Here is a 21,054-nt window from a genome sequence, read left to right as displayed (position 1 = left end):
TCCCCGGGTACGACTGGCCAGGTTCCGTGACTTGACGCTCGTACCAGTGATCGCGATCCTGCTCGTCGTCGGCGCGATCCTGGACCCGACCTTCCTGACTGCGGGCAACCTGACGAACGTGCTGCAACAGCAGTCGGCGATCTCGCTCCTCGTCCTGGCCGAGGCCATGATCCTGATCGCCGGCAAGTTCGACCTGTCGCTGGAGTCGACAGTCGGCACCGCGCCCGCGATCGCGGTGATGCTGGTGATCCCGGTGTCGGCCGGCGGGTTCGGCATCGGGCTGCCCGGCGCGCTGGCGATACCGCTCGCGCTGCTGATCGGCGCGGCCATCGGCGCGTTCAACGGGTTTCTGATCATCAGGTTCCAGCTGTCGGCGTTCATCGTCACGCTGGCCATGCTGATCATCGTGCACGGCCTGCTGCAGGGGCCCACGGAGGGCAAGACGCTGTTCCAGCTGCCCGACTCGATCCTCTACCTGGGCAGCGCCACGTGGCTCGGCCTGCCCGCGGCCATCTGGATCGCCGGGGTGCTGTTCGCGGCCGGCATCTTCGGCCTCGGCTACCTCAGGGTCGGCCGCGCCCTCTACGCCGTCGGCGGCAACACTGACGCCGCCCGCGCCGCCGGCATCCGGGTGGACCGGGTGCTCTACGGCGTGTTCATCGTGGGCGGCACGCTGGCCGCGCTGGCCGGAGTCCTGGAGACCGGGCGCCTCGGCGCGATCGGCAACAACATGGGCGTCGGCTGGATCTTCATGGTGTTCGCCGCGGCCGTCATCGGCGGCGTCAGCATGGACGGCGGCAAGGGCACGATCCTCGGCGCGCTCACCGGTGTGCTGGTGATCGGCCTCGTGCAGAACATCCTGACCCTCATCGGCGTCTCCGGGTTCTGGCAGCCGGTGATCTATGGCGGCATCATCCTCATCGCACTGATGATCAGCCGAATCGCGGGCGGAAAGGCACAAGATTGACGATCGAGCTGCCCAGATACGGGCTCGGCGGCGCGCCGCTCGGCAACCTCTTCCAGGAGGTGACGGACGAGCAAGCCCGCGCCACGGTGGACGCGGCGTGGGACAGCGGCGTGCGCTTGTTCGACACCGCGCCGCACTACGGGCTGGGCCTGTCGGAGCGGCGTCTGGGCGCCGCGCTGGCCGGCCGTTCAGGCTACGTCCTGTCGACCAAGGTCGGCCGCCTGCTCGTCCCTTCTTCCGGCCCCGGCCGTGACCAAGAAGGCTTCGACGTGCCGGCCCAGCTGGAGCGGGTGTGGGACTTCTCACGCGACGGCGTACGCCGGTCGCTGGAGGAGTCCCTGGACCGGCTGGGCCTGCCCGCCGTCCACGTCGCGCTGATCCACGACCCGGACGATCATCTGGACCAGGCGATCGCCGAGGCGTACCCGGCACTGGCCGAGTTGCGGGCCGACGGTGGGGTGCAGGCGATCGGCGTCGGCATGAACCAGTGGCAGGCGCCGCTGCGCTTCGTCCAGGAGACCGACATCGACGTCGTCATGCTCGCCGGCCGCTACACGTTGCTCGACCAGTCCGGCCTCCCGTTGCTGGAGGAGTGCGTGAAACGCGGCGTCAGGGTGCTGGCGGCCGGCGTCTTCAACAGCGGCATCCTGGCCACGGACAAGCCGGCGGGCACGTACAACTACCAGCCGGCGCCGGCGGCGCTGGTGGAGCGGGCCACCAGGATCGCCGGGGTCTGCGAACGCCACGGCGTCTCGCTGCCTCAGGCCGCCATGGCCTTCCCTCTCCGCCACCCAGCCGTCGCGACCATCGTCCTGGGTGCCCGCACGCCGGACGAGGTCACCACGAACGCCGCCCTGTGGTCCCGGCCGGTGCCTGAGGAGCTGTGGGAGGAGCTGGAGTCGAAGGGGCTTCTGTCCCAGGAGCGCTAGGCCTGCTCAGGCGTTTGGATTGGGGTTGGATGCTCGGTCCTGGTGCGTTGTTGGAGCGACCGATAACGCCCGCGGGTGTGCCTGCCATGAAAATGGGTACGCGGGTAGATTCTCGCTGGAACACAAAGCACGGCAACCAGGTACGGGGGCGTCATGCCTGGAAAGATGCATTTGGCTCTAGCCGTCATGCTGGGCACGGGAACGGCAGGTCTCGCGGTCGCCGGGACAGCGGAGGTAAAGCTAGCGCAACCGGCGGCCGAGGCTGTTATCAAGGATGTCGATGGCAAGAGTGTCGGCTCACTCCGTGTGGACAGCGGGGATGCCGGCACGTCCAAAATCACCGTTGCCGTCAGCGGCCTCCCCGCCGGGTATCACGGCTTTCACGTTCACACCAAGGGTGTCTGCGATCCCAGATCGACTGACCCCTCCACCGGCAGCCCATTCTTCAGCGCGGGCGGTCACTTCGACCTCGGCTCCGGCAGCCACCCGGACCACTCCGGCGACCTGCCTGCCCTCCTGGTGAGCTCGGACGGCGCAGGCAACGCGACTACTGCCACCGACCGATTCCGAGTTGAGCAGCTTTTCGACGGCGACGGCAGCGCCATCATCATCCATGCCGGACGGGACAATCAGGCCAATATCCCGGACCGCTACCGCCAGACGAATGGCAAGGCCGGCCCCGACAACGAGACCCTCAAGACGGGGGACTCCGGCGGCCGTATCGCCTGCGGCGTGATCAAAGAACGCTAACGCCTCAGGTAGGCGGCCGAATTGAGGTGGGACTGCATTGCCAGGGTGGCCCCCTGCAGGGTCTTCGCTGACGGCATGGCCATTACTTGATGGCCGTACTGGCGTCAGACAGCCCTTAGGGGGTCCGAGGCGGATGCAGTGGGCGGCCCGAGCACGCGTGGCAGCCGCGCAGGTGTGGGGGCTCGTGCACCCGTGGGCCGCCTGTGCGCGCTTGAGCCCGCGCGCATGTGGGCCTGCGCACGTGCGAGCGGGTGCCTTCGCGTGTCTGCGGGAAGGTGCCTTTCTGCAGGCATGTGTTGGGCACGCTGGTGGGTCTCATGAGCTCGGGCATTGGCGGCTTGCGAGGGTTGAGCGGTTGGTGGGCTGCGGGTTCAGGAAGGGACGAGGACATAGTTGGCGATCCACAGGCCGGGGATCACCTCGACCTCTCCGGCCAACCCGAACCCAAGCCCCTCGTACAACCTCCGCGCGGGTGCGTTGTCCCGCCCGGTGGACACCACGACCCGCCGCACCCCTGCCCGTACCAGGACCTCCTTGACCAACGCCCGCCCGATGCCGCGCCGCAGCGCGCTGGGATGCACGATCAACCGGTTGATGTCCATCTCGTCATCGGTCTCCTCCCACGCCACGGCCCCGGCCAGCCGCCCGTCCTCGTCCACGGCCCCGAGCCACTGCAATGGCTGCGCCCGCAGGTCGGCCAGGCTCTCGTGCAGCGGTGGGATGCGATCATCCTTAATGATCGCGGCCTCGACGGCGTACGCGGCCTTTTGCAGAGCGAACAGCTCGGCCCCGAGCGGCTCGCCGGCGGGCGACATTTCGGCAATGAGCACCGGACGAGTATCCCCTATCCGACCTCCCATATCGCGCTCACGGGCATGGCCAACATCCGGTCGCCGAAGGGAAGCGTTTGCGGGCCAGTGTGGAGGACAATCCCTGCGATGAAGTCATCGCCGAGTCGATCGGCGAGGTGTCGCAGGCCCTTGAAATCCCCGGCTCGGACGGTAGAGGCGGCCTTCACTTCGATGCCTACAACCTGGCCTCGTCGGTTCTCCAGGATGGCGTCCACTTCGACTCCGTCCTTTGTGCGGTAGTGGTATAGGTCGACGCGGCTTTCCGCCCAGGTCAGCTGGCGTGCCAACTCCATGAGCACAAAACCTTCGAGCAATGGACCGAACAATCCATTCGGGCGCACCAGGCCTCGCGTGTCGACACTGAGCAGGCTCGCCCCGATTCCAGAATCCACGAAGGCCACCTTGGCCGTGCTGACGGCGCGATTGCTGAGATTCCGCGACCAGGCGGGTATGCGCTTGATCAGATAGACCTCTTCGAGAAGGCCTAGATATCTGTACGCGGTGCTTGTGGGAAGCCCGAGTTCGCGACCGATGGATTGGCGCACGAGCAGCTGACCGGATCGTGCGGCGAGCAGCCGAGTGAGTGCGTGCATGTCGGACACCCGCTCGATCTCGGAGAGCTCATTCACATCGCGGACGATCAGATCCCCGATGTAAGAGTCGAAGAAGCGCTGCCGCCGTCGAGTGTTCGTCCGGCTGACGGCTTCTGGAAAACCGCCTCGAACGACACGCTCAGCGTAGTCCGAGCGCGAGATCTCGGAGGTGTGGCGAAGATCGGCTCCCTGAGCGAAGATCGCATCGATGAAGCCGTCTGGCGTGCTGTCGATCTCGCCTTGAGAGAAGGGCCAAAGCTCAACGGTCTCCATCCGGCCCACAAGGGTGTCTGGCAATGCCCGCAGTCCGAGTATGCGGGCCGAACCCGTGAGGAGGTAGCGACCAGGCTTGGGATCGGCATCTACCTGTGCCTTGATGGCCAGCAGCAACTCGGGCGCGCGTTGGATCTCGTCGATGACCATCATGCCGGCGAAGTCCACGAAGCCTTCTGGGTCGCTCACAGCCCCCTGACGGATGAACTCCTTGTCCAAATCACGCCATTCTGCTGTCCTGCCCTTGGCGATCTGCTTGACCATGGTGCTCTTGCCGGATTGCCGCGCGCCGTTGACTAGGACGACCCGAGTGTCGGTCAGGGCCTCTACCACGGCTCTTTCAGCGTGCCGTGGCACGACCCTGCCCAAAGGAGTGCTGACCATGAGGCCAGCATGGCACATATCGACGTCGAGCGTGGTTATTTGGTCGCTAGGTCCGCGGGCAAATGGACGCTATGATCGTGGTGAAATGGTCGCATGGCTGATGATGACATGGTCGCAGTGATCGTGGTGACATGGTCGTACCAGCCAGGGTGAATCTGTCGCGCTATGAAGGGATGAACAGCCAGGACTTGGACAGGCCCGGCTCGTACGGTGAGTCCAGGCGTTTGGCCACCACCCCCGGCAGCCCCTGCTCGCGAGCCGCCTGCCGCACCGGCCCCGCCTCCCCAGGCCAGGACGGGGCGGTCTGCCAGTGGGCGCCCGACAACCCGAGGGCCTCCAGGGCCGCTCTCCGGGCCTCATACGGCTCCGCGACCAGCGAACGCCCGTCGTCGTACAGGAGATCGTAGAAGACCAGGATCTCCGCGCCGCCGAGCGTGGCGAGCTCGCCGTCCAGCACCGCCGTGCGGCTGCCGAACGACTCCGCCAGCCCGCGCAGCCACGGATGCTCGCGGGCCGCGTCCGTGCGCCCGCCTTCGATGGGGACCAGGAGGCGGCGCCCGCCCCACGCGAACTCGAACGCGTACCCGGAGGCGTTCTTCGGCGGTTTCGCCCGCTCTGCCGGGAGCATGGGCTCCAGCGGTGGGAACGGGTCGTGGACGGGGCCGTCCATGCGGTGGATCATCCAGTTCTTGCCCCGCGTCTGGAACAGCACGAACCGGCCGGAGGCCCGCTTGCCGTGCAGGACCACCTTGACCTCGCGGTCCGACCACTTCTCGGTCTCGTAGGTGCCGGTGTCCCAGACGGTCATGGTGCCGCCGCCGTACTCGCCTTTGGGGATCTCGCCGTGGAAGGTGAGGTATTCCATCGGGTGGTCCTCGGTCTGCACGGCGAGGTGGTTGGTCTTCGGGTCGGCGGGCAGCCCTTTTGGGACAGCCCAGGAGACGAGGACGCCGTCGCGTTCCAGCCGCAGATCCCAGTGCAGCGACCGGGCGTGGTGCTCCTGGATGACGAACGCGTTGTCGTCCCCGGTGGGCGGGGCCTCGGCGGGGATGGGCTCAGGGGTGCGGGTGGGGTCGCGCTTGCTCCGGTATCGCTCAAGTTTGTCCGCCACGCCCTGTGTTCTACCCGCCGTCACTCTCCCTCACCATGAGGCGAACGCGATGATCAATCCAGCTCCAGCGCCTTGCGCAGCCACGACTCCACGCCTGCCACGTGCACGGTCGCCCAGGAGCGGGCGACGTCGGCCTGGCGGGCCGCGATGGCCTCGTAGATCGCGGTGTGCTGCTCACGCGTCTTGTCCATCGCGCCCTCCTGGGTGAGGCCCCGCCAGATCCTGGCCCGAGTGGTCGGACCTGACAGGCTCTCGATGAACGAGCAAAGCACGCTGTTGCCCGACCCCTGTGCGATCCGCTGGTGGAAGCGCAGGTCGTTGGCCACGAGCTCCTCGACGGTGGGCTCGGCAGGCAGCGCCTCCAGGATCACCCGCAGCTCGTCGATCTCCTCGTCGCCCATCAGCTTGGTCGCCATCGCCGTCGCGGCCGGCTCCAGGATGCGGCGGACCTCGAAGAACTGCAGCACCGTGTCGTCGCGGTGCAGGTCGAGCACGAACGACATGGTGTCGAGGAGCAGCCGCGGCTCCAGGCTGGTGACGTAGGTGCCGTCGCCCTGGCGCACGTCCAGCACGTTGATCAGGGACAGCGCGCGCACGGCCTCGCGCAGCGAGTTACGCGAAAGGCCGAGCCGCTCGGCCAGGTCGGCCTCCTTCGGCAGCCGGTCGCCCGGGGCCAGCTCCCCGGAGACGATCATCTGCTTGATCTTGTCGATGGCTGCGTCGGTGACCGCCACACTCTTCTCCCTAGACATCGGATGTCTATGAGTCTAGAGCCTGGAAACGGACTGGATCGACCCCATCGACCCCCGAGCTCCGCGAGATCCGCCGCACTCCGCCCCTGGCCTCCAGGGTGCGCAGGTGCGCCGCGGCCTCGCCGGCCGCCATGCCTCGCAGCATGGGGGACAACTCGCCCCACGGTCTGTTCCACGTCATCATCGCGGCGACCTCCCAAATGGTCAGCGGCTCCGGCCGCTGGACCAGGAGGGCGCGCAGCCGTGCGAGCTTCTCCTCGTGATGGTGGCGGATCTCGGCGGCGCGTGCGGCCACATCCTGAAATATCCACTCATGGGCGGGCAATGCGTCGAGCGGGCCCAGCTCGCCGACCCGGTCCAAGGACTCCAGGAAATCACCCAAAGGATCGACATCATCACGGTCAAAGGGATAAATGCCGACGTGGGGGGTGATGTCGGGGAGGACGTGGTCACCGGTGAACAGCCGGTCGGCGTCCTCCAGGTGCAGGCAGATGTGCCCGGGGGTGTGGCCAGGGGTGTGCACGGCCCGTAGCTTGCGCCCCGGCAGGTCGACCAGGTCACCGTCACGGAGCTCGCGGTCGGGCAGGGCAGGGGGCGTCGGCCGGCTCACCGCCTCCTGGACCTCGCCCGGGTCGGCGCCCGCCCGCCTGAGCATGTCGGACTGGAAGCTCGCGTGCTCGCTCTCGGCCAGCTCGTGCATGAGCCTGACCAGTGCCGCGTCGCTCTCGTGCAGGGCGATCCAGGCGCCGGACGTCTCCCTGACCTGCCCGGCGAGCCCGGCGTGGTCGGGATGGAAATGGGTGACGACCACCCCGCTCACCGTGCGCACGTCGATTCCGAGCGTCGCCAGGCCGCCGCTGAGCGCCTCCCACGCCTCCGGATGGTTCCACCCGGCGTCGACCAGCACCGGCCCCTTGGGCGACTCGATGGCGTAGACGAGCGTGTAACCGAGCGGGTTGCCGGGGATCGGCACCGGCACGCTCCACACCCCGCCGCCGAGGTCCTGCGGGCGCTGCTGCGCGTACGGCCTGCGTCTGCTCTTCATCCATCCCCCGATCGAAAGGCGCCGAATTAGTGATCAGCTGATCCGCTCCAGGATCGTGGCTGTGGCCAGCGCGCCGCCCGCGCACATCGTGACCAGCGCGGTGGTGGAGTCCGAGCGCTCAAGCTCGTGCAGGGCCGTGGTGATCAGCCGGGCGCCCGTGGCGCCGACGGGATGGCCGAGCGCGATCGCGCCGCCGTTCACGTTGACCCGGTCGAGGTCGGGCTCGTGCACGCTCGCCCACGACAACACCACGGACGCGAACGCCTCGTTCACCTCGAACCTGTCGATGTCGCCGATCGTCATGCCGGCCGCGGCCAGCACCTTGGCGGTCGCGTCGACCGGCCCGTCCAGGTGGTAGTGCGGCTCGGCCCCGACCAGCGCCTGCGCCAGGATCCTGGCCCGGGGCCGCAGCCCGTGCCGCCGCGCCGCCTGCTCGCTGGTCACCAGCACGGCGGCGGCGCCGTCGGAGATCTGCGAGGAGGTGCCGGCGGTGTGCAGCGCACCCTCCATCACCGGCTTGAGCTTGGCCAGCCCGTCCACGGTCGTCTCACGCAACCCCTGGTCCCTGCGTACGTCCCCGACCGGCACGATCTCCCGCTCGAACCGCCCGTCGGCCCACGCCTTGGCCGCCAGATGTTGCGAGCGCGCCCCGAACCAGTCGAGCCGCTCGCGCGTCAGCCCGCGCCGCCTCGCGATCCGCTCGGCCGCGGTGAACTGGTCGGGCAGGTCGATGCTCCAGTCGTCGGGCTTGGGCTTGGCGGGCCGCACGTTGCTGCCGAGCGGGGCCCGGCTCATCACCTCGACGCCGCATCCGACCCCGGCCTCGATCACGCCCGCGCTGATCATCGCCGCCGCCAGGTGCACGGCCTGCTGCGAGGACCCGCACTGCGCGTCCACGGTGGTGACCCCTGCCTGGTAGGGCAGCCCGGCATAGAGCCACGCGTGCCGCCCGACGTGCCCGCCCTGCTCGCCCGCCTGGGTCACGCACCCGGCGAACACCTGGTCGACGGCCGCCGGCTCGATCCCTGACCGCTGGATGAGCCCGTTGAGCGCGGTGGCCAGGATCTGTTGCGGCTTGAGCTCGGCGAGCCAGCCCGCCCGCTTGCCGATGGGGGTGCGAACGGCCTCGACGATCACAGGTGTGCCCATACGTCGCCTCCAGAACGATGCTCTGGCGACTGTAACGCGTTCTACTTTGGCGTGGAAGCCTCGCTCTCCAAAGTCGAAGGAAGCCCGAAGGTCTCGAAGAGCCTCTCCTCGTGGAACATGCCGACATGGCTGATGCTCTCCCCGGAGAACGTCAGCACCATGATGGCGAACTGGCGGTGGACGCCGTTCTCGCGCAGATACATGGCGAAGGCCGGCTGGCCGTTGGCGGCGATCGGGACCAGCTTGAGGTCGCCGGAGCGCTTGGCCGGGCACTGGTTCTTCGTGAGCTCGACGATCGTCTCCGGACCCTGGTACCACCCGATGAACGGCGGCATCTCCCAGATCGCGTCCTTGGTGAACAGCTCCACCAGGCTGTCGATGTCGTAGTCCTGGAACGCGGCGACGTAGCGATCCAGCTTGGCCTGCTGCTCCTCGCTCAGCGGCTCCACCGGGTCGTCCAGGCTCGGGGACACCTCGTTGAGCTGGGCCCGGGCCCGCTGCAGGATGCTGTTGACGGCCGCCGTGGACACGCCGACGGCCTCGGCCACCTCGGCGGCCTTCCACTTGAGCACGTCACGCAGGATGAGGACCGCGCGCTGCCGGGGCGGCAGGTGCTGCAGCGCGGCGATCAACGCGAGCCTGATGCTCTCACGCGAGGTCACGATCGAGGCGGGGTCGTCGGCGCCCGCGCCGGCCAGCGCGTCGGGCACCGGCTCCAGCCACGGCACCTCGTTGTCCTGCACCAGGGGCGCCGTCGGCTCGGTGCTGGGCGCGCCCAGGCCGGTCGGCAGCGGTCGCCTGTTGCGGCTGTCCAGCGCGGTCAGGCACGCGGTGGTGGCGATGCGATAGAGCCACGTACGCAGCGAGGAACGCCCCTCGAAGCCGTCGTAGCCCCGCCACGCGCGGAGGTAGGTCTCCTGGACGAGATCCTCGGCGTCGTGCACCGACCCCATCATGCGGTAGCAGTGCGCCAGCAACTCGCGCCGCATCGGATCGGCCAGCCGGAGGAAGTCCTCGTTGGTCGGCTTGTCGCTCATACCTCCCTGTATAGACCTCGGCACCGACAGACCGATGACTTTTTCCCCTCCGCCCGGTCAATTGAGGCGATCCCTGTAACGGAAGGCAAAGAAATCACCATGAAAACGGATCGCCGGGAGCACGGCCTCCTCCGGGAGCCGCGGGGGCGTCTCGGGGGAGGCCGTGAGGCGAGCCGTCCGTGAGGCCGAGGATCTTCCGTGGCGTCCCCGCGCGAGGGACGGGGACGCCACGGAACCTCGTAGTCAGTGGGGGACCGTGAGGACGATCTTGCCGGTGGTGCGGTTGGTCTCGCCGAGCTCGTGCGCCTTGGCGGCATCCGCCAGCGGCAGCGCGGCCGCCACCTCCACCCGCAGCCGACCGGCCTCGACCAGCGCCGCGATCGCCCGCATCCCGGCCTGATCCGGCTCCACCAGCATGGTCTCCGAGCGCAGGCCGAGATCCTTCGCCACGTCGTGCACACCCCGGTCGAACAACGAGAGCGCGAGCGAGACGATCGTGCCGCCCTTGCGCATGGTGCGCAGCGAGCGCGGCCCGTAGTCGCCGCAGATCGTGTCGAGCACCACGTCCACGTCCCGCACGATCTCCGAGAAGTCCTCGGTCCGGTAGTCAATGAGCTCGTCGGCGCCGAGGCCTCGCACGAAGTCGTGCTTGGCGGCGCTGGCCGTGCCGATCACGTACGCCCCGCGGGCCTTGGCGATCTGCACCGCCAGATGCCCCACACCGCCGGCCGCGGCGTGAATGAGCACCCGCTGGCCACCTTTCAGCCCGGCCACGTCCACGAGTCCCTGGTACGCGGTCAGCGCGGCCAGCGGGATCGCGGCCGCCTGCACGTGGTCGAGGGTGGCCGGCTTGCGGACGAAGTGCCGGGACGGCGCGGTCACGTACTCGGCGAAGGCGCCGTGCCCGTCCGGGTATTGCAGCATGCCGAACACCTCGTCGCCGGGCTTGTAGAGCGCCTGCCCGATCCCCGACGCCTCCACCACGCCCGAGACGTCGTAGCCGAGTATGAACGGCGGCGGTGTGCTCAGCAGGCCGCCGCTCTCGCGGGTCTTCCAGTCGGTCGGGTTGAGCCCGGCCGCCTCCACTCGCACCAGGACCTCGGTCGGGCCCGGCTCCGGCCGGTCCACCTCGACCATCTTCAGCACTTCCGGGCCGCCCAGGGCGTCCTGGCTGATCGCCTTCATCTTCATGCCGTCCAGCCTGCTCTGCACGTAGTCCGCCCGCGAGTGGCCCAAAGGTCATGATGTGTAAAAATCGGGCCATGCATCGTGTGGTCGTCCTTGCCGTTGACGGCGTGATCCCGTTCGAGCTGAGCGTGCCGTCCCGGATCTTCTGCGTGGCCAGGGGAGCCAGTGGCGAACCGCTCTACGAGGTCCTCACGTGCACGATCGACGGCAAGCCCGTCGCCACGGCCGCCGACTACTCCCTCGCCGTCGAGCACGACGCGGGCGCGCTGGCCGGCGCCGACACGGTGGTGGTGCCCGCGGCCGAGTGGTACGCGGAGATCACCGACAGGGAGTCACTGCCGGCCGGGCTGGCCGAGGCGCTGGCCGGGATACGGCCGGGCACGCGGGTGGTGTCCATCTGCATCGGCACGTACGTGCTGGCCGCCGCCGGCCTGCTCGACGGACGCCCGGCCACCACGCACTGGCGGCACGCCGAGCGGTTCGCCACGCTGTTCCCCCAGGTGCGGATGGATGCGGACGTGCTGTTCGTGGACGACGGCGACGTGCTCACCTCAGCCGGGGCGTCGGCCGGCGTGGACCTCTGCCTGCATCTCGTCCGCCGCGATCATGGCAGCGAGATCGCCAACCAGGTCGCCAGGTTGTGCGTGGTCCCGCCATGGCGCGACGGTGGCCAAGCCCAGTACGTCGAGCAGCCCGTGCCCGATTCGTACGGCGCCGGCATCGCCCCCACCAGGGCCTGGGCCATGGAACGCCTGGGCGCCCCGCTCCGGCTCGACGATCTGGCCGGGCACGCGGGCATGAGCCGGCGGACGTTCACCAGGCACTTCCGGCAGGAGGTCGGGATGAGCCCAGGGCAGTGGCTGACGCAGCAGCGCATCGCGCTGGCCAGGCACCTGCTGGAGAGCAGCGACCTGCCCGTGGACCGCATCGCCGACCGCGCCGGCTTCGGCACCGCGGCCTCGCTCAGGCAACACCTCCAGGCGGCCCTCGGCGTCTCTCCCCACGCCTACCGCCGTACGTTCCGCGCGCTTGAGTAGTGCCTGTTCAGGCGCCCGGCCGGCGGTGCTCCCCTGTCGGATGCAACACTTGCCGTCTCCGTTCCGTCTAGGTCGGGATGGAGGAGGATGCAGACGTGCAGGAAGATCCGCTGTTCGAGCAGTTCGTGGCCGAACGCGTAGATGGATTGCTCCGCTACGGCTACGTACTGACGGGCAACCCGCACGACGCGGCCGACCTGGTGCAGGAGGCCCTGGTCCGGCTGCGGGGCTCGTGGTCACGGGTGCGCAGGAAGAACGCGCTGGACGGCTACGTCCGGACGACGATGACGCGCCTGCACATCAATTCCTGGCGGGTGCGCAGGCGCGAGCACATCACGGCCACGCCACCCGAGAGCACCTATGAGGATGTCGCTTACGAGGGCTCCGGCCTCTGGGAGGTGCTGTCCAAGCTGCCGCGCCGTCAGCGTGCCGTGCTCGTGCTGCGGTACTACGAGCAGTTGACGGACGCCGAGATCGCGGACGTCCTCGGCGTCTCCCGCGGGACCGTACGCAGCCAGGCCTCCCGCGCCCTGGACAAACTCCGCGGCGACCTTCCCGGAATCGTGGAGAAGATGGGGTACGTCACGTGACCAACGACCTGGAGATGTCCCTGGCCGCCGAACTCGCCGCCGCGGCCCGCCACGCCCCCCGCCCCGCCGACGACCTGCTGGCGCGCGTCGAGGAAGGGCACCGCAGGCGCCGACGGCATGGCGCGGCGGGGTTCGCCGCCGCGGCGGCCGTGGTCCTGCTGACCGCCGGCGCGCCGTTTGCGATCGACGCTGCGAGAGGAACACCGGCGGCGACGCCCCCGCCCGCCGTCGCCACCACCAAGGCGCCGGTCCAGGAGGCGGACCCGACGTACCCGCCGATCGAGGAAGTCTGGCCCGACGCCGTGCACGTCGTGCCCGCGAGGCTGCCGAACGGCAGGCCGTTCAGGCCGGAGGTGTTTCTCGACGACCACACCGTGCTGGTCCGTACGGAGAGGGACGGCCATGCCGACAAGATGGACGGCCTGTGGGCCTACGACGTCGAGGCACGGACGGGGCGGCTGCTCGTCCCGGTCACGCCGCCGCCCAAGACCGTCGTCACCGCGTCGTTCGTGCAGGCCGACCGCGATCGGCTGTACTGGTGGACGGTGCGCAAGCAGGAGCGCAAGCGGATCGTGGACATCTGGACCGCGCCCCGCGCCGGCGGCACGCAGCGCAGGCTGACCACGTTCGAGGGCGTGCCCGGCTACGGCGGCATCGACCTGGAGATCGTCGGCGACAAGGCAGTGTGGACGCTGTGGGGCAAGGGCGGCGTCTTCGAGATGCCGCTGTCGGGCGGCAAGCCCCGGCTGCTGCCCGGCACATCCGGGTACACGCTGATCGGCTGGCCCTGGGCCGCCACCCCGCGCCAGAACCACAAGCAGGGGATCAACAAGCAGGTGATCTACGGCGACCTGCTCAACATCGAGACGGGCAAGCGCAGCAAGGCCCCCGTCGAGCCGTTCGCCTCGTGCGGGATCAGCTGGTGCGTGAAGGACGGCGCCCTGGTGGGCCGCGAGGGCGGCACCCGCGACCTGCCCGGCATACCAGACATCTTCCCACCGGCGTTTGATCGCTTCCTCGCCCTGCTCCAGAGCGGCAAGGGAGGCGAGCTGCGTGGCCAGGTGCTGTACGACCTGACCACGGGCCGGGGCGGCGATCTCGGGCTGCGGCCGGCCAAGCAGGGGATGCCCACGGCGACGCTGGACTACCGGGCGCGCGGGCTGTTCTGGTACGGCCGGGACGGCAAGCAGGTGATCGTGAATCTGGGCGCCATCCGGTGATCGGACGCGCCGGGAGCGGAGCAGGTGACGGACTCTGGGGCCGACTCCTGATGGTCAGATGTCGGCCAGCAGCCGGGCGGCGGCGGTTTCGATGCGGCGCTGGATCTGGTCATAGGTGCGGCGGCCGCGCAGCATCTCCAGCAGTTCCTGCACCCACACGCTGGCCAGCGACCCCGCCAGGTCGCGCTGCTCCTCGCTCGCCTGCTCGAGCGTCAGCCCCTCGGCTGAGACCCGCAGCAACAATCCGGTCATGCGGTCGCCGAACGGCGTCTGCACCTCCGCCATGATCAGGGAGCGGATGAGGGCGTCGGCCAGCTCGGGCTCGCGCATCAGACCGCGGGTGGCCCGCATCAGCACGTCCACCGCGCGGCTCGACGGCGTGGAGGCTCCCGGCGGCCGGCGCTCGATGCTGCTCTCCAGGAGGTCGATCTCCTCGCCGACCACCGCCACGACCAGGTCCATCTTCGAGGGAAAGTATCGATAGAGCGTGCCAAGGGCGACGCCCGCGCGCTCGGCCACCGTGCGCATCTGCATGGCCTCGACCCCGCCGCGCGAGGCCAGGGCGGCCGCGGCCTGGACGATGCGCTTGCGGCGCTGGTGCTGGCTGCGCGTGCGGACGCTGTGCCCGCCCGGCTGGGGCTCACTTTCCATGGTCTCCTCAGTGCCGCTCGAGGAGGGCGTGGCGATGGTGTCATGCGAGGTACGCATAAGAACACGTTATCTGATTTATTGAAACGGCGGCTTGTTACTCGCCAGTCACAAACGAGCCATGTCGGGCCATGTCTACCGCGTTACAGGGAGGTATCCAGAGTTATCGGTATGGACGGCCTCTGGACAGATATTAGAATCTGTTCTAGTTTGCGATTCGGCTGACCGAGCGCTTGGTGGAGGCGGCATGACCGCGAACACCCTCGCGGCCCTGCTTCTCGCACGGGCCGAGGACGATCGACCTGGGCTGATGTACGAGGACGCGGTGTGGTCGTGGCGCGCGCACGTCGCCGCCTGCCGGGCGGCCGGGGCCTGGTTGTCCGGGCGCGGCAGGGGGCTGCACGTGGGCGTGCTGAGTGAGAACGTTCCCGAGCTGGTCTTCCTGCTGGGCGGGGCGGCGCTGGACGGTCACGTGGTCGTGGCGCTGAACCCCACGCGCTCGCCTGACGAGCTGGTCCGCGACGCCCGCACCACCGACGTCGAGCTGCTCCTGTGGGACAGCCCGCATGAGGAGGCGGCCCGGCTGGTGTCCGAGGCGCTGAGCGGCGTGGACGCCGTGCCCCTGGCCGGCATCGGATCGCCGGCAGAGGCCGTCACCGCTGGATCGGGTGAACCGCCGGCGCCTGGGGACCTCGTGATGCTGATCTTCACCTCCGGCACCTCCGGCCGCCCGCGTGCCGTGCGGATCACCCAGCGGAAGATCGCCGTGCCGGGGACGAGCCTCGGGGCGCTGCTCACGGCCGAGGACGTCGTCTACTGCTCGATGCCGCTGTTCCACTCCGGCGCCCTGATGGCCGCCTACGCCCCCGCCGTCGCGTCGGGCGCGGCGCTGGCGCTGCGGCGGCGCTTCTCGGCCTCAGGGCTGCTGCCCGACGTGCGGCGGTACGGGGCCACGTACCTGCACTACGTCGGCAAGGCGCTCTCCTACGTCCTGGCCACCCCCGAGCGCCCGGACGACGCCGACAATCCGCTCAAGATCGCCTTTGGGAACGAGGGGAGCGCGGTCGCGATCAGGCGGTTCGGGGCACGGTTCGGGTGTCAGGTGATCGACGCCTTCGGCTCCACGGAGACGGCGATCTCGCTCAGCCCCGACCCCTCGGGCCCGCCCGGCTGCCTCGGCAGGCTGCCCGAAGGCGTCGCGATCCTCGACCCCTTCACCGGGCGGCCCTGCCCGCCCGGCCGCGTCGAGGACGGCCGCCTGCTCAACCCGGACGAGGCGGTCGGCGAGCTGGTCAATACGACGGGGCTGGGCCTGTTTGAGGGTTACTACAACGACCCGGACGCCGACGCCGAGCGGGTCAGGGACGGCGCGTTCTGGTCGGGCGACCTGGCGTACATGGACGCGGACGGGTACGTGTTCTTCGCCGGGCGCGGCACCGAGCGGCTGCGCGTGGACGGCGAGAACCTGGCCGTAGCGCCTATTGAGGCCGCGTTACGGGAGTTCGCCGGGGTGGTCGAGGCGGCCGTGTACCCGGTGCCTGATGCGGCGGCCGGCGACCAGGTCATGGCGGCGCTCGTGCTGGAGGGGGACTTCGACCCGGAGGCGTTCACCGCGTTCCTCGCCTCCCGGCGGGATCTGGGCGCCAAGTCCTTACCCTGCTATATCCGCGTTTCTGATCACCTGCCCCAGACGCCCTCCCACAAGGCCATCAAGCGGGTTCTCGCCCGGGAGGGCTGGCGTACCGGCGACCCGGTCTGGTGGCGTACGCCTGCCGGGCTGCGTCCGCTGACCGACGCGGACGCCAAGGGCATCGAGGAGGAGTTCGTACGGCACGGCAGGCAACACCTCTTGGAGACGTAGTGGATTTCAACCTGGACGAAACCCAGCAGGACTTGAAGAAGTTGGCCGCCGAGGTCCTCGCCAGGGAAGGCGATGAGGAGCGGCTGTGGCAGGCCGGGCTGATGAGTGTGTGCGTGCCGGAGGAGGCGGGCGGCGCCGGGCTCGGACCGGTGGAGATGGCCGTGGTGCTGCGGGAAGTGGGGGCGCGGGCGGCGGCGGTCCCGGCCCTCTCGACGCTGGCGAGCACGCTGGCGCTGGCCCGATACGGCACCCTCGACCAGCAACGACGCTTCGGCGGCACGAGCGGCGAGGGTGGCGCGGCGGCTGGAGCCCGGGCCGGGCGTGCGGGCCGGATGGCGCTCGCGTTGCGGGAGCCGGGCCGCGCCCTGGCCGAGCCGCCTTCGACGGTCGCGCGGCCGTCCGGTGACGGCTGGGCGTTGACCGGGCGCAAGGTCTCCGTGCTCCACCCCGCGTCCGCAGTGCTGGTCAGCGCCGATGAGGGCCTGTTCCTGATCGAGGAGCCGGCGACGACGGCGGAGTTCACGTCCACCGGCGAGCCCGCCGCGACGGTCGTGCTCGAGGACACCCCCGCGGAGCGGCTGGCGGGACCGGAGGCAGTCACCGGCGTCCGGCAGCTCTTCACCGCCGGGGTCGCCGCACAGGCCAGTGGCGTGCTGGCCGGGGCGCTGGAGTTGACCACCTCCTACATCAGGAGCAGGAAGCAGTTCGGCCGGGCGCTGGCCGAGTTCCAGGCCGTGACCATGCAGATCGCCGACGTCTACATCGCGGGCCGGGCGCTGGACGTGGCGATGTGGTCGGCGGTATGGCGGCTGGGCGAGGGCCTGCCGGCCGAGCAGGACCTGGCGCTGGCCGCGTACCACGTCAGTGCGGCCGTCAAGGCCCTCTACACCTGCCAGCACCTGCACGGCGGCCTCGGGCTCGACGTGACGTACCCGCTGCACCGCTACTTCGCCCAGGCCAAGCACCTGTCCCACCTGCTCGGCGGCGCCGACGCCCAGCTGGACCTGATCGGAGCGCTCGTCTGATGCTGATCGACCTGACCCCCGAGCAACGCAGGCTCCGGGACGAGCTGCGCGAGTACTTCCAGGGTTGTCTCACCGACGAGGACCGCAGAAAGATCGCCGAGGACCCGTTCGGCGGGGCGTACATGGAGCACTGCCGCCGCCTGGGCCGCGACGGCAAACTCGGCCTCGGCTGGCCCGAGCAGTACGGCGGCGGTGGCTATGGCCCGCTCGAGCAGCAGATCTTCGCCAACGAGATCGCCCGGGCAGGCGTCCCGTATCCGATCATCACGGTCCAGACGGTCGGCCCCACGCTCATGCAGTACGGCACCCAGGAGCAGAAGGACCTCTTCCTGCCGCGCATCCTCGCCGGCGAATGCCACTTCGCCATCGGCTACAGCGAGCCCGAGGCGGGCACCGACCTGGCGTCCCTGCGCACCACGGCGGTGCTCGACGGCGACCATTACGTCGTCAACGGCCAGAAGATCTTCACCAGCGGCGCACACTACGCCCAGTACATCTGGCTGGCCGCCCGGACGAACCCCGAGGCCAAGAAGCACAAGGGCATCACCATGATGATCGCCTCCACGGACGACCCCGGCTTCTCGTGGACCCCGATCGTGACCATGGACGGGCGCCACCACACCAACTCCACCTACTACAGCGACGTCCGCGTGCCGGTGAACATGGTGGTCGGCGAGGTGGACCGGGGCTGGGACCTGATCGTCAACCAGCTCAACCACGAACGGGTCACCCTCGGCCCCGCCGGGAACATCGGCCAGACCTACGACCGCTTCCTCGCCTGGGCCAGGCGCACCGGCCTGGTGGACAACCCGGACGTACGGCGGGCGCTGGCCGCGGTGTGGGTGGCGTTACGGACGAACGAGCTGCTCAACTGGCAGGTGGCCGCGAACATGGACCTCGGCTGGCTGGGCGCGCCCGACGCGTCGGCCACCAAGATCTACGGCTCCGAGCGTATGCAGGAGGTCGGCAGGATCATCGCCGACGTCCTGGCCAGGTACGGCGACCCGAGCGACCCGGAGACGGCCGAGCTGCTCGAACGCAACGACCACGGGGTGAAGGGCGCCGTGGTGCTGACGTTCGGCGGCGGGGTCAACGAGGTGCAGCGGGAGCTGATCGCGATGCTCGGCCTGGGCCTGCCGAGGCCGCCGCGATGAGCGAGGCGAAGCCGATGACGGACGAGGAGCTGCACGACCTCGCGGACAAGCAGGCTGCGCTGGGAGAGGTGCGCGGCACGCCGGCGCCCGACCCGGTGAACATCCCCATGATCAGGCACTGGCTGGCCGCCATGGGCGACGAGAATCCGGCCTACCTGGACAAGGGCGTCGCCCCGCCCGCGATGGCCCAGGTGTGGACCATGCAAGGGCTGCGTACTGGGGCCAAGGACCGCTCGCCGGTGGACGACATGATGACGGCGCTCAACGCCGGTGGCTACACGGGCGTGGTGGCGACCAACTGCGAGCAGACCTACCACCGCTACGCCCGCCTGGGCGAGCGCCTCACCCCCGCGACGAGGTTCGCGGGCCTGGCGGGGCCCAAGAAGACCGCTCTGGGTGTGGGGTACTTCGCCACCTGGAACGTCACCTGGTACGCCGAGGACGACGAGCCGGTGGCGGACATGCTCTTCCGCGTCCTGAAATTTCGCCCACCCGCCGCCAAAGCCTCCAAAGAGCCCTATCCGCTCCAACCCGCGATCAACCAGGACACCGCGTTCTTCTGGGAAGGCGTGAAGAAGGGCGAGCTACGCATCCAGAGCTGCGCCGACTGCGGCCTGCTGCGCCACCCGCCGGGCCCGTTGTGCCCCCACTGCCGCTCGGCCGGCCGCTCCTACACGGTCGCGAGCGGCGCGGGGACCCTCTACAGCTACGTCGTGCACCACCATCCACGGGTGCCGGGCCGCGAGACCCCGTTCGTGGTGGGCGTGGTGGAGCTGCCGGAGGGCGTACGAATCGTCGGGAACGTCGTGGACTGCCCCCTGGGGGAGGTGCGGATCGGCATGCCGTTGCGCGTGACGTATCGCCCGATGGACGACGAACTCGTCCTGCCGATGTGGACACCGGGGGAGCCATGACCGAGACAGGAGCCGTGCTGCCGGAGCTGTCCATCGACCTGACGCCTACCGTGGTCGTCTCCACGGCCCTGGCCACCATGGACTTCACGCCCGTGCACCACGACACCCAGCTCGCCCGCGCCCAGGGCTCGAAGGACATTTTCCTCAACATCCTGACCACCATGGGCCTGGTCGAGCGCTACGTCACCGATTGGGCGGGCCCGGAGGCCGTCATCAAGCGGATCAACGTCAAGCTGGGCGTCCCGGCGTACGCGGGCGACCGCCTCAGCTTCAACGGGACGGTCGTGTCGCGCCAGGACGGCCAGGTCACGGTGGAGGTGCGCGGCAAGGTCAGCCTCGGCGACCACGCCACCGGCACGGTGACCCTCATGTTTCCCGAGGAGAACGCACCTTGTTGAGCGGACGCACCGCCATCGCCGGCATCGGCGCCACGGAGTTCAGCAAGAAGTCCGGGCGATCCGAGCTGCGGCTGGCCGCCGAGGCCGTGTTGTCCGCCCTGGACGACGCCGGGCTGTCGCCGGGCGAGGTGGACGGCATGGTGACCTACAGCCAGGACTCCAACCAGGAGATCGCCGTCGCCAGGGAGGTGGGGATCGGCGACCTGACCTTCTTCTCCCGCGTCGAGTACGGCGGCGGCGCCGCCTGCGGCACGGTGGCGCACGCCGCCATGGCCGTGGCCACGGGGATGGCGCGGACGGTGGTCTGCTACCGGGCGTTCAACGAGCGCTCCGGCCGCCGCTTCGGCCAGCCGAACGCCCGCCTGACCGGCGAGCCGACCTCCCAGGGCCTGGAGATGAGCTGGCACGTGCCGTTCGGGCTGATGACCCCGGCGGCCTGGGTGGCCATGTTCGCGCGCCGCTACATGCATGCCTACAACGCGACCTCGGAAGACTTCGGCCGGGTGGCCGTGGCCATGCGCAGGCACGCGGCCACCAACCCGGCCGCCTGGTTCTACCAGCGGCCCATCACGCTGGAGGAGCACCAGGCGTCCAGGTGGATCGTGGAGCCGCTGCACCTGCTCGACTGCTGTCAGGAGAGCGACGGCGCGGTGGCCCTGGTCGTGACCTCGGCCGAGCGGGCCCGGGACCTGCGCAGGTCACCCGCGATGATCACGGCCGCCGCGCAGGGCTCCGGAGCCGGCCAGATGATGATGACCAGCTACTACCGCGATGACATGAGCGGCCTGCCGGAAATGTCCGTCGTCGGCCGCCGGCTCTGGGAGATGTCCGGGTTGTCACCACGGGACATCCACACCGCCATCCTCTACGACCACTTCACCCCGTTCGTCCTGGCTCAGCTGGAGGAGCTGGGGTTCTGCGGCCGGGGCGAGGCGCCGGACTTCCTCCGGGACGGCACCATCGAACTGGACGGCCGCCTGCCCGTCAACCCGCACGGCGGGCAGCTGGGGGAGGCGTACATCCACGGCATGAACGGCATCGCCGAAGCCGTCCGCCAGATCCGCGGCACAGCGGCCAACCAACTCCCAGGCGTGTGGAACGTCCTGGTCACGGCCGGAACCGGTGTACCGACCAGCGGCTTGATCCTCTCCTCCGACTCGTAGACCCGCCGGGCGCCA

The 21,054-nt window shown here is 69.5% G+C and carries 21 protein-coding genes; 12 read left to right on the top strand and 9 right to left on the bottom strand.

From position 1 onward, the window contains the following. Positions 1–31 precede the first annotated feature (31 nt). From Q9G87_RS14075 to Q9G87_RS14065, 3 genes are all read left to right on the top strand, one after another. Positions 32–967 carry an ABC transporter permease gene (locus Q9G87_RS14075; protein ID WP_305916753.1) on the top strand — a complete coding sequence of 312 codons (936 nt, stop codon included), beginning with the start codon at positions 32–34 and terminating at the stop codon, positions 965–967. Next, positions 964–1,896, top strand: coding sequence for an aldo/keto reductase (locus tag Q9G87_RS14070; protein ID WP_305916752.1), 933 nt, complete (start codon positions 964–966; stop codon positions 1,894–1,896). Before Q9G87_RS14075 ends, Q9G87_RS14070 begins: the two co-directional genes overlap by 4 nt. Before the next feature lie 153 nt (positions 1,897–2,049). Beyond that, positions 2,050–2,646, top strand: a complete 597-nt coding sequence (locus tag Q9G87_RS14065) for a superoxide dismutase family protein (RefSeq protein ID WP_305916751.1) — start codon at positions 2,050–2,052, stop codon at positions 2,644–2,646. Between the two features lie 371 nt (positions 2,647–3,017). On the opposite strand, the gene Q9G87_RS14060 is transcribed toward Q9G87_RS14065, so the two are convergent. From Q9G87_RS14060 to Q9G87_RS14025, 8 genes are all read right to left on the bottom strand, one after another. Continuing rightward, entirely contained in the window at positions 3,018–3,476 is a 459-nt protein-coding gene (locus Q9G87_RS14060; RefSeq protein ID WP_305916750.1) for a GNAT family N-acetyltransferase, read from the bottom strand. A 14-nt stretch (positions 3,477–3,490) separates the two neighbouring features. Then, entirely contained in the window at positions 3,491–4,696 is a 1,206-nt protein-coding gene (locus Q9G87_RS14055) for an ATP-binding protein (RefSeq protein WP_305916749.1), read from the bottom strand. A 214-nt stretch (positions 4,697–4,910) separates the two neighbouring features. Further along, complete coding sequence (locus tag Q9G87_RS14050; RefSeq protein ID WP_305916748.1) at positions 4,911–5,858, bottom strand: DNA polymerase ligase N-terminal domain-containing protein; 948 nt, start codon at positions 5,856–5,858, stop codon at positions 4,911–4,913. A gap of 53 nt (positions 5,859–5,911) precedes the next feature. After that, positions 5,912–6,592: a FadR/GntR family transcriptional regulator gene (locus tag Q9G87_RS14045; protein WP_305916747.1), complete on the bottom strand. Its 681-nt coding sequence runs from the start codon at positions 6,590–6,592 to the stop codon at positions 5,912–5,914. Positions 6,593–6,617: 25 nt separating this feature from the next. Continuing rightward, a complete protein-coding gene (locus Q9G87_RS14040; RefSeq protein WP_305916746.1) occupies positions 6,618–7,655 on the bottom strand; it encodes an MBL fold metallo-hydrolase in 1,038 nt (345 codons plus the stop codon). A gap of 33 nt (positions 7,656–7,688) precedes the next feature. After that, positions 7,689–8,804 (bottom strand): steroid 3-ketoacyl-CoA thiolase, encoded by a 1,116-nt coding sequence (locus Q9G87_RS14035; protein ID WP_305916745.1) that lies wholly within the window; start codon positions 8,802–8,804, stop codon positions 7,689–7,691. A gap of 41 nt (positions 8,805–8,845) precedes the next feature. Beyond that, positions 8,846–9,841 carry a sigma-70 family RNA polymerase sigma factor gene (locus Q9G87_RS14030; RefSeq protein WP_305916744.1) on the bottom strand — a complete coding sequence of 332 codons (996 nt, stop codon included), beginning with the start codon at positions 9,839–9,841 and terminating at the stop codon, positions 8,846–8,848. 243 nt (positions 9,842–10,084) lie between these two features. Beyond that, positions 10,085–11,026, bottom strand: a complete 942-nt coding sequence (locus Q9G87_RS14025; protein ID WP_305916820.1) for an NADP-dependent oxidoreductase — start codon at positions 11,024–11,026, stop codon at positions 10,085–10,087. 77 nt (positions 11,027–11,103) lie between these two features. Between Q9G87_RS14025 and Q9G87_RS14020 the strand changes: the two genes are divergently transcribed. The 3 genes from Q9G87_RS14020 to Q9G87_RS14010 all read left to right on the top strand — a co-directional run bounded on the left by Q9G87_RS14020 (position 11,104) and on the right by Q9G87_RS14010 (position 13,876). Then, complete coding sequence (locus Q9G87_RS14020; RefSeq protein ID WP_305916743.1) at positions 11,104–12,066, top strand: GlxA family transcriptional regulator; 963 nt, start codon at positions 11,104–11,106, stop codon at positions 12,064–12,066. Between the two features lie 95 nt (positions 12,067–12,161). Continuing rightward, on the top strand, positions 12,162–12,656 hold the full coding sequence (locus tag Q9G87_RS14015) for a SigE family RNA polymerase sigma factor (RefSeq protein WP_305916742.1): 495 nt from the start codon (positions 12,162–12,164) through the stop codon (positions 12,654–12,656). After that, the gene (locus tag Q9G87_RS14010; RefSeq protein WP_305916741.1) at positions 12,653–13,876 is read left to right on the top strand and encodes a TolB-like translocation protein; all 1,224 of its coding nucleotides are present in this window, start codon (positions 12,653–12,655) and stop codon (positions 13,874–13,876) included. The genes Q9G87_RS14015 and Q9G87_RS14010 overlap by 4 nt, the downstream gene beginning before the upstream one ends. Positions 13,877–13,930: 54 nt before the next feature. Here the strand turns inward: Q9G87_RS14010 and Q9G87_RS14005 are convergent, their stop codons facing one another. Beyond that, the gene (locus Q9G87_RS14005; RefSeq protein WP_371825767.1) at positions 13,931–14,584 is read right to left on the bottom strand and encodes a TetR family transcriptional regulator; all 654 of its coding nucleotides are present in this window, start codon (positions 14,582–14,584) and stop codon (positions 13,931–13,933) included. A 187-nt stretch (positions 14,585–14,771) separates the two neighbouring features. Here Q9G87_RS14005 and Q9G87_RS14000 point away from each other — a divergent pair, with 187 nt between their 5' ends. The 6 genes from Q9G87_RS14000 to Q9G87_RS13975 are packed head-to-tail and all read left to right on the top strand — an operon-like array spanning position 14,772 to position 21,039. Next, the gene (locus Q9G87_RS14000; protein ID WP_305916740.1) at positions 14,772–16,385 is read left to right on the top strand and encodes an AMP-binding protein; all 1,614 of its coding nucleotides are present in this window, start codon (positions 14,772–14,774) and stop codon (positions 16,383–16,385) included. After that, positions 16,385–17,410, top strand: a complete 1,026-nt coding sequence (locus tag Q9G87_RS13995; RefSeq protein ID WP_305916739.1) for an acyl-CoA dehydrogenase family protein — start codon at positions 16,385–16,387, stop codon at positions 17,408–17,410. Before Q9G87_RS14000 ends, Q9G87_RS13995 begins: the two co-directional genes overlap by 1 nt. Further along, the gene (locus Q9G87_RS13990) at positions 17,410–18,564 is read left to right on the top strand and encodes an acyl-CoA dehydrogenase family protein (RefSeq protein WP_305916738.1); all 1,155 of its coding nucleotides are present in this window, start codon (positions 17,410–17,412) and stop codon (positions 18,562–18,564) included. Before Q9G87_RS13995 ends, Q9G87_RS13990 begins: the two co-directional genes overlap by 1 nt. Continuing rightward, positions 18,561–19,478 carry a bifunctional MaoC family dehydratase N-terminal/OB-fold nucleic acid binding domain-containing protein gene (locus Q9G87_RS13985; protein ID WP_305916737.1) on the top strand — a complete coding sequence of 306 codons (918 nt, stop codon included), beginning with the start codon at positions 18,561–18,563 and terminating at the stop codon, positions 19,476–19,478. The genes Q9G87_RS13990 and Q9G87_RS13985 overlap by 4 nt, the downstream gene beginning before the upstream one ends. Continuing rightward, entirely contained in the window at positions 19,475–19,876 is a 402-nt protein-coding gene (locus Q9G87_RS13980) for a MaoC family dehydratase (RefSeq protein WP_305916736.1), read from the top strand. Before Q9G87_RS13985 ends, Q9G87_RS13980 begins: the two co-directional genes overlap by 4 nt. After that, positions 19,873–21,039, top strand: coding sequence for a lipid-transfer protein (locus Q9G87_RS13975; RefSeq protein WP_305916735.1), 1,167 nt, complete (start codon positions 19,873–19,875; stop codon positions 21,037–21,039). Before Q9G87_RS13980 ends, Q9G87_RS13975 begins: the two co-directional genes overlap by 4 nt. Positions 21,040–21,054: the final 15 nt, after the last annotated feature.

It is taken from the genome of Nonomuraea turcica, assembly GCF_030718205.1.
Classification (GTDB): Bacteria; Actinomycetota; Actinomycetes; order Streptosporangiales; family Streptosporangiaceae; genus Nonomuraea.
This window is presented reverse-complemented; position numbering and strand designations above follow the sequence as displayed.

Coding starts and splice junctions, on each gene's coding strand:
- Q9G87_RS14020 (WP_305916743.1), top strand. CDS start 11,104: ATGCATCGTGTGGTCGTCCTTGCCGTTGACGGCGTGATCCCGTTCGAG.
- Q9G87_RS14000 (WP_305916740.1), top strand. CDS start 14,772: ATGACCGCGAACACCCTCGCGGCCCTGCTTCTCGCACGGGCCGAGGAC.
- Q9G87_RS14040 (WP_305916746.1), bottom strand. CDS start 7,655: ATGAAGAGCAGACGCAGGCCGTACGCGCAGCAGCGCCCGCAGGACCTC.
- Q9G87_RS14025 (WP_305916820.1), bottom strand. CDS start 11,026: ATGAAGGCGATCAGCCAGGACGCCCTGGGCGGCCCGGAAGTGCTGAAG.
- Q9G87_RS14065 (WP_305916751.1), top strand. CDS start 2,050: ATGCCTGGAAAGATGCATTTGGCTCTAGCCGTCATGCTGGGCACGGGA.
- Q9G87_RS13990 (WP_305916738.1), top strand. CDS start 17,410: ATGCTGATCGACCTGACCCCCGAGCAACGCAGGCTCCGGGACGAGCTG.
- Q9G87_RS14030 (WP_305916744.1), bottom strand. CDS start 9,841: ATGAGCGACAAGCCGACCAACGAGGACTTCCTCCGGCTGGCCGATCCG.
- Q9G87_RS14005 (WP_371825767.1), bottom strand. CDS start 14,584: ATGCGTACCTCGCATGACACCATCGCCACGCCCTCCTCGAGCGGCACT.
- Q9G87_RS14035 (WP_305916745.1), bottom strand. CDS start 8,804: ATGGGCACACCTGTGATCGTCGAGGCCGTTCGCACCCCCATCGGCAAG.
- Q9G87_RS13980 (WP_305916736.1), top strand. CDS start 19,475: ATGACCGAGACAGGAGCCGTGCTGCCGGAGCTGTCCATCGACCTGACG.
- Q9G87_RS13985 (WP_305916737.1), top strand. CDS start 18,561: ATGAGCGAGGCGAAGCCGATGACGGACGAGGAGCTGCACGACCTCGCG.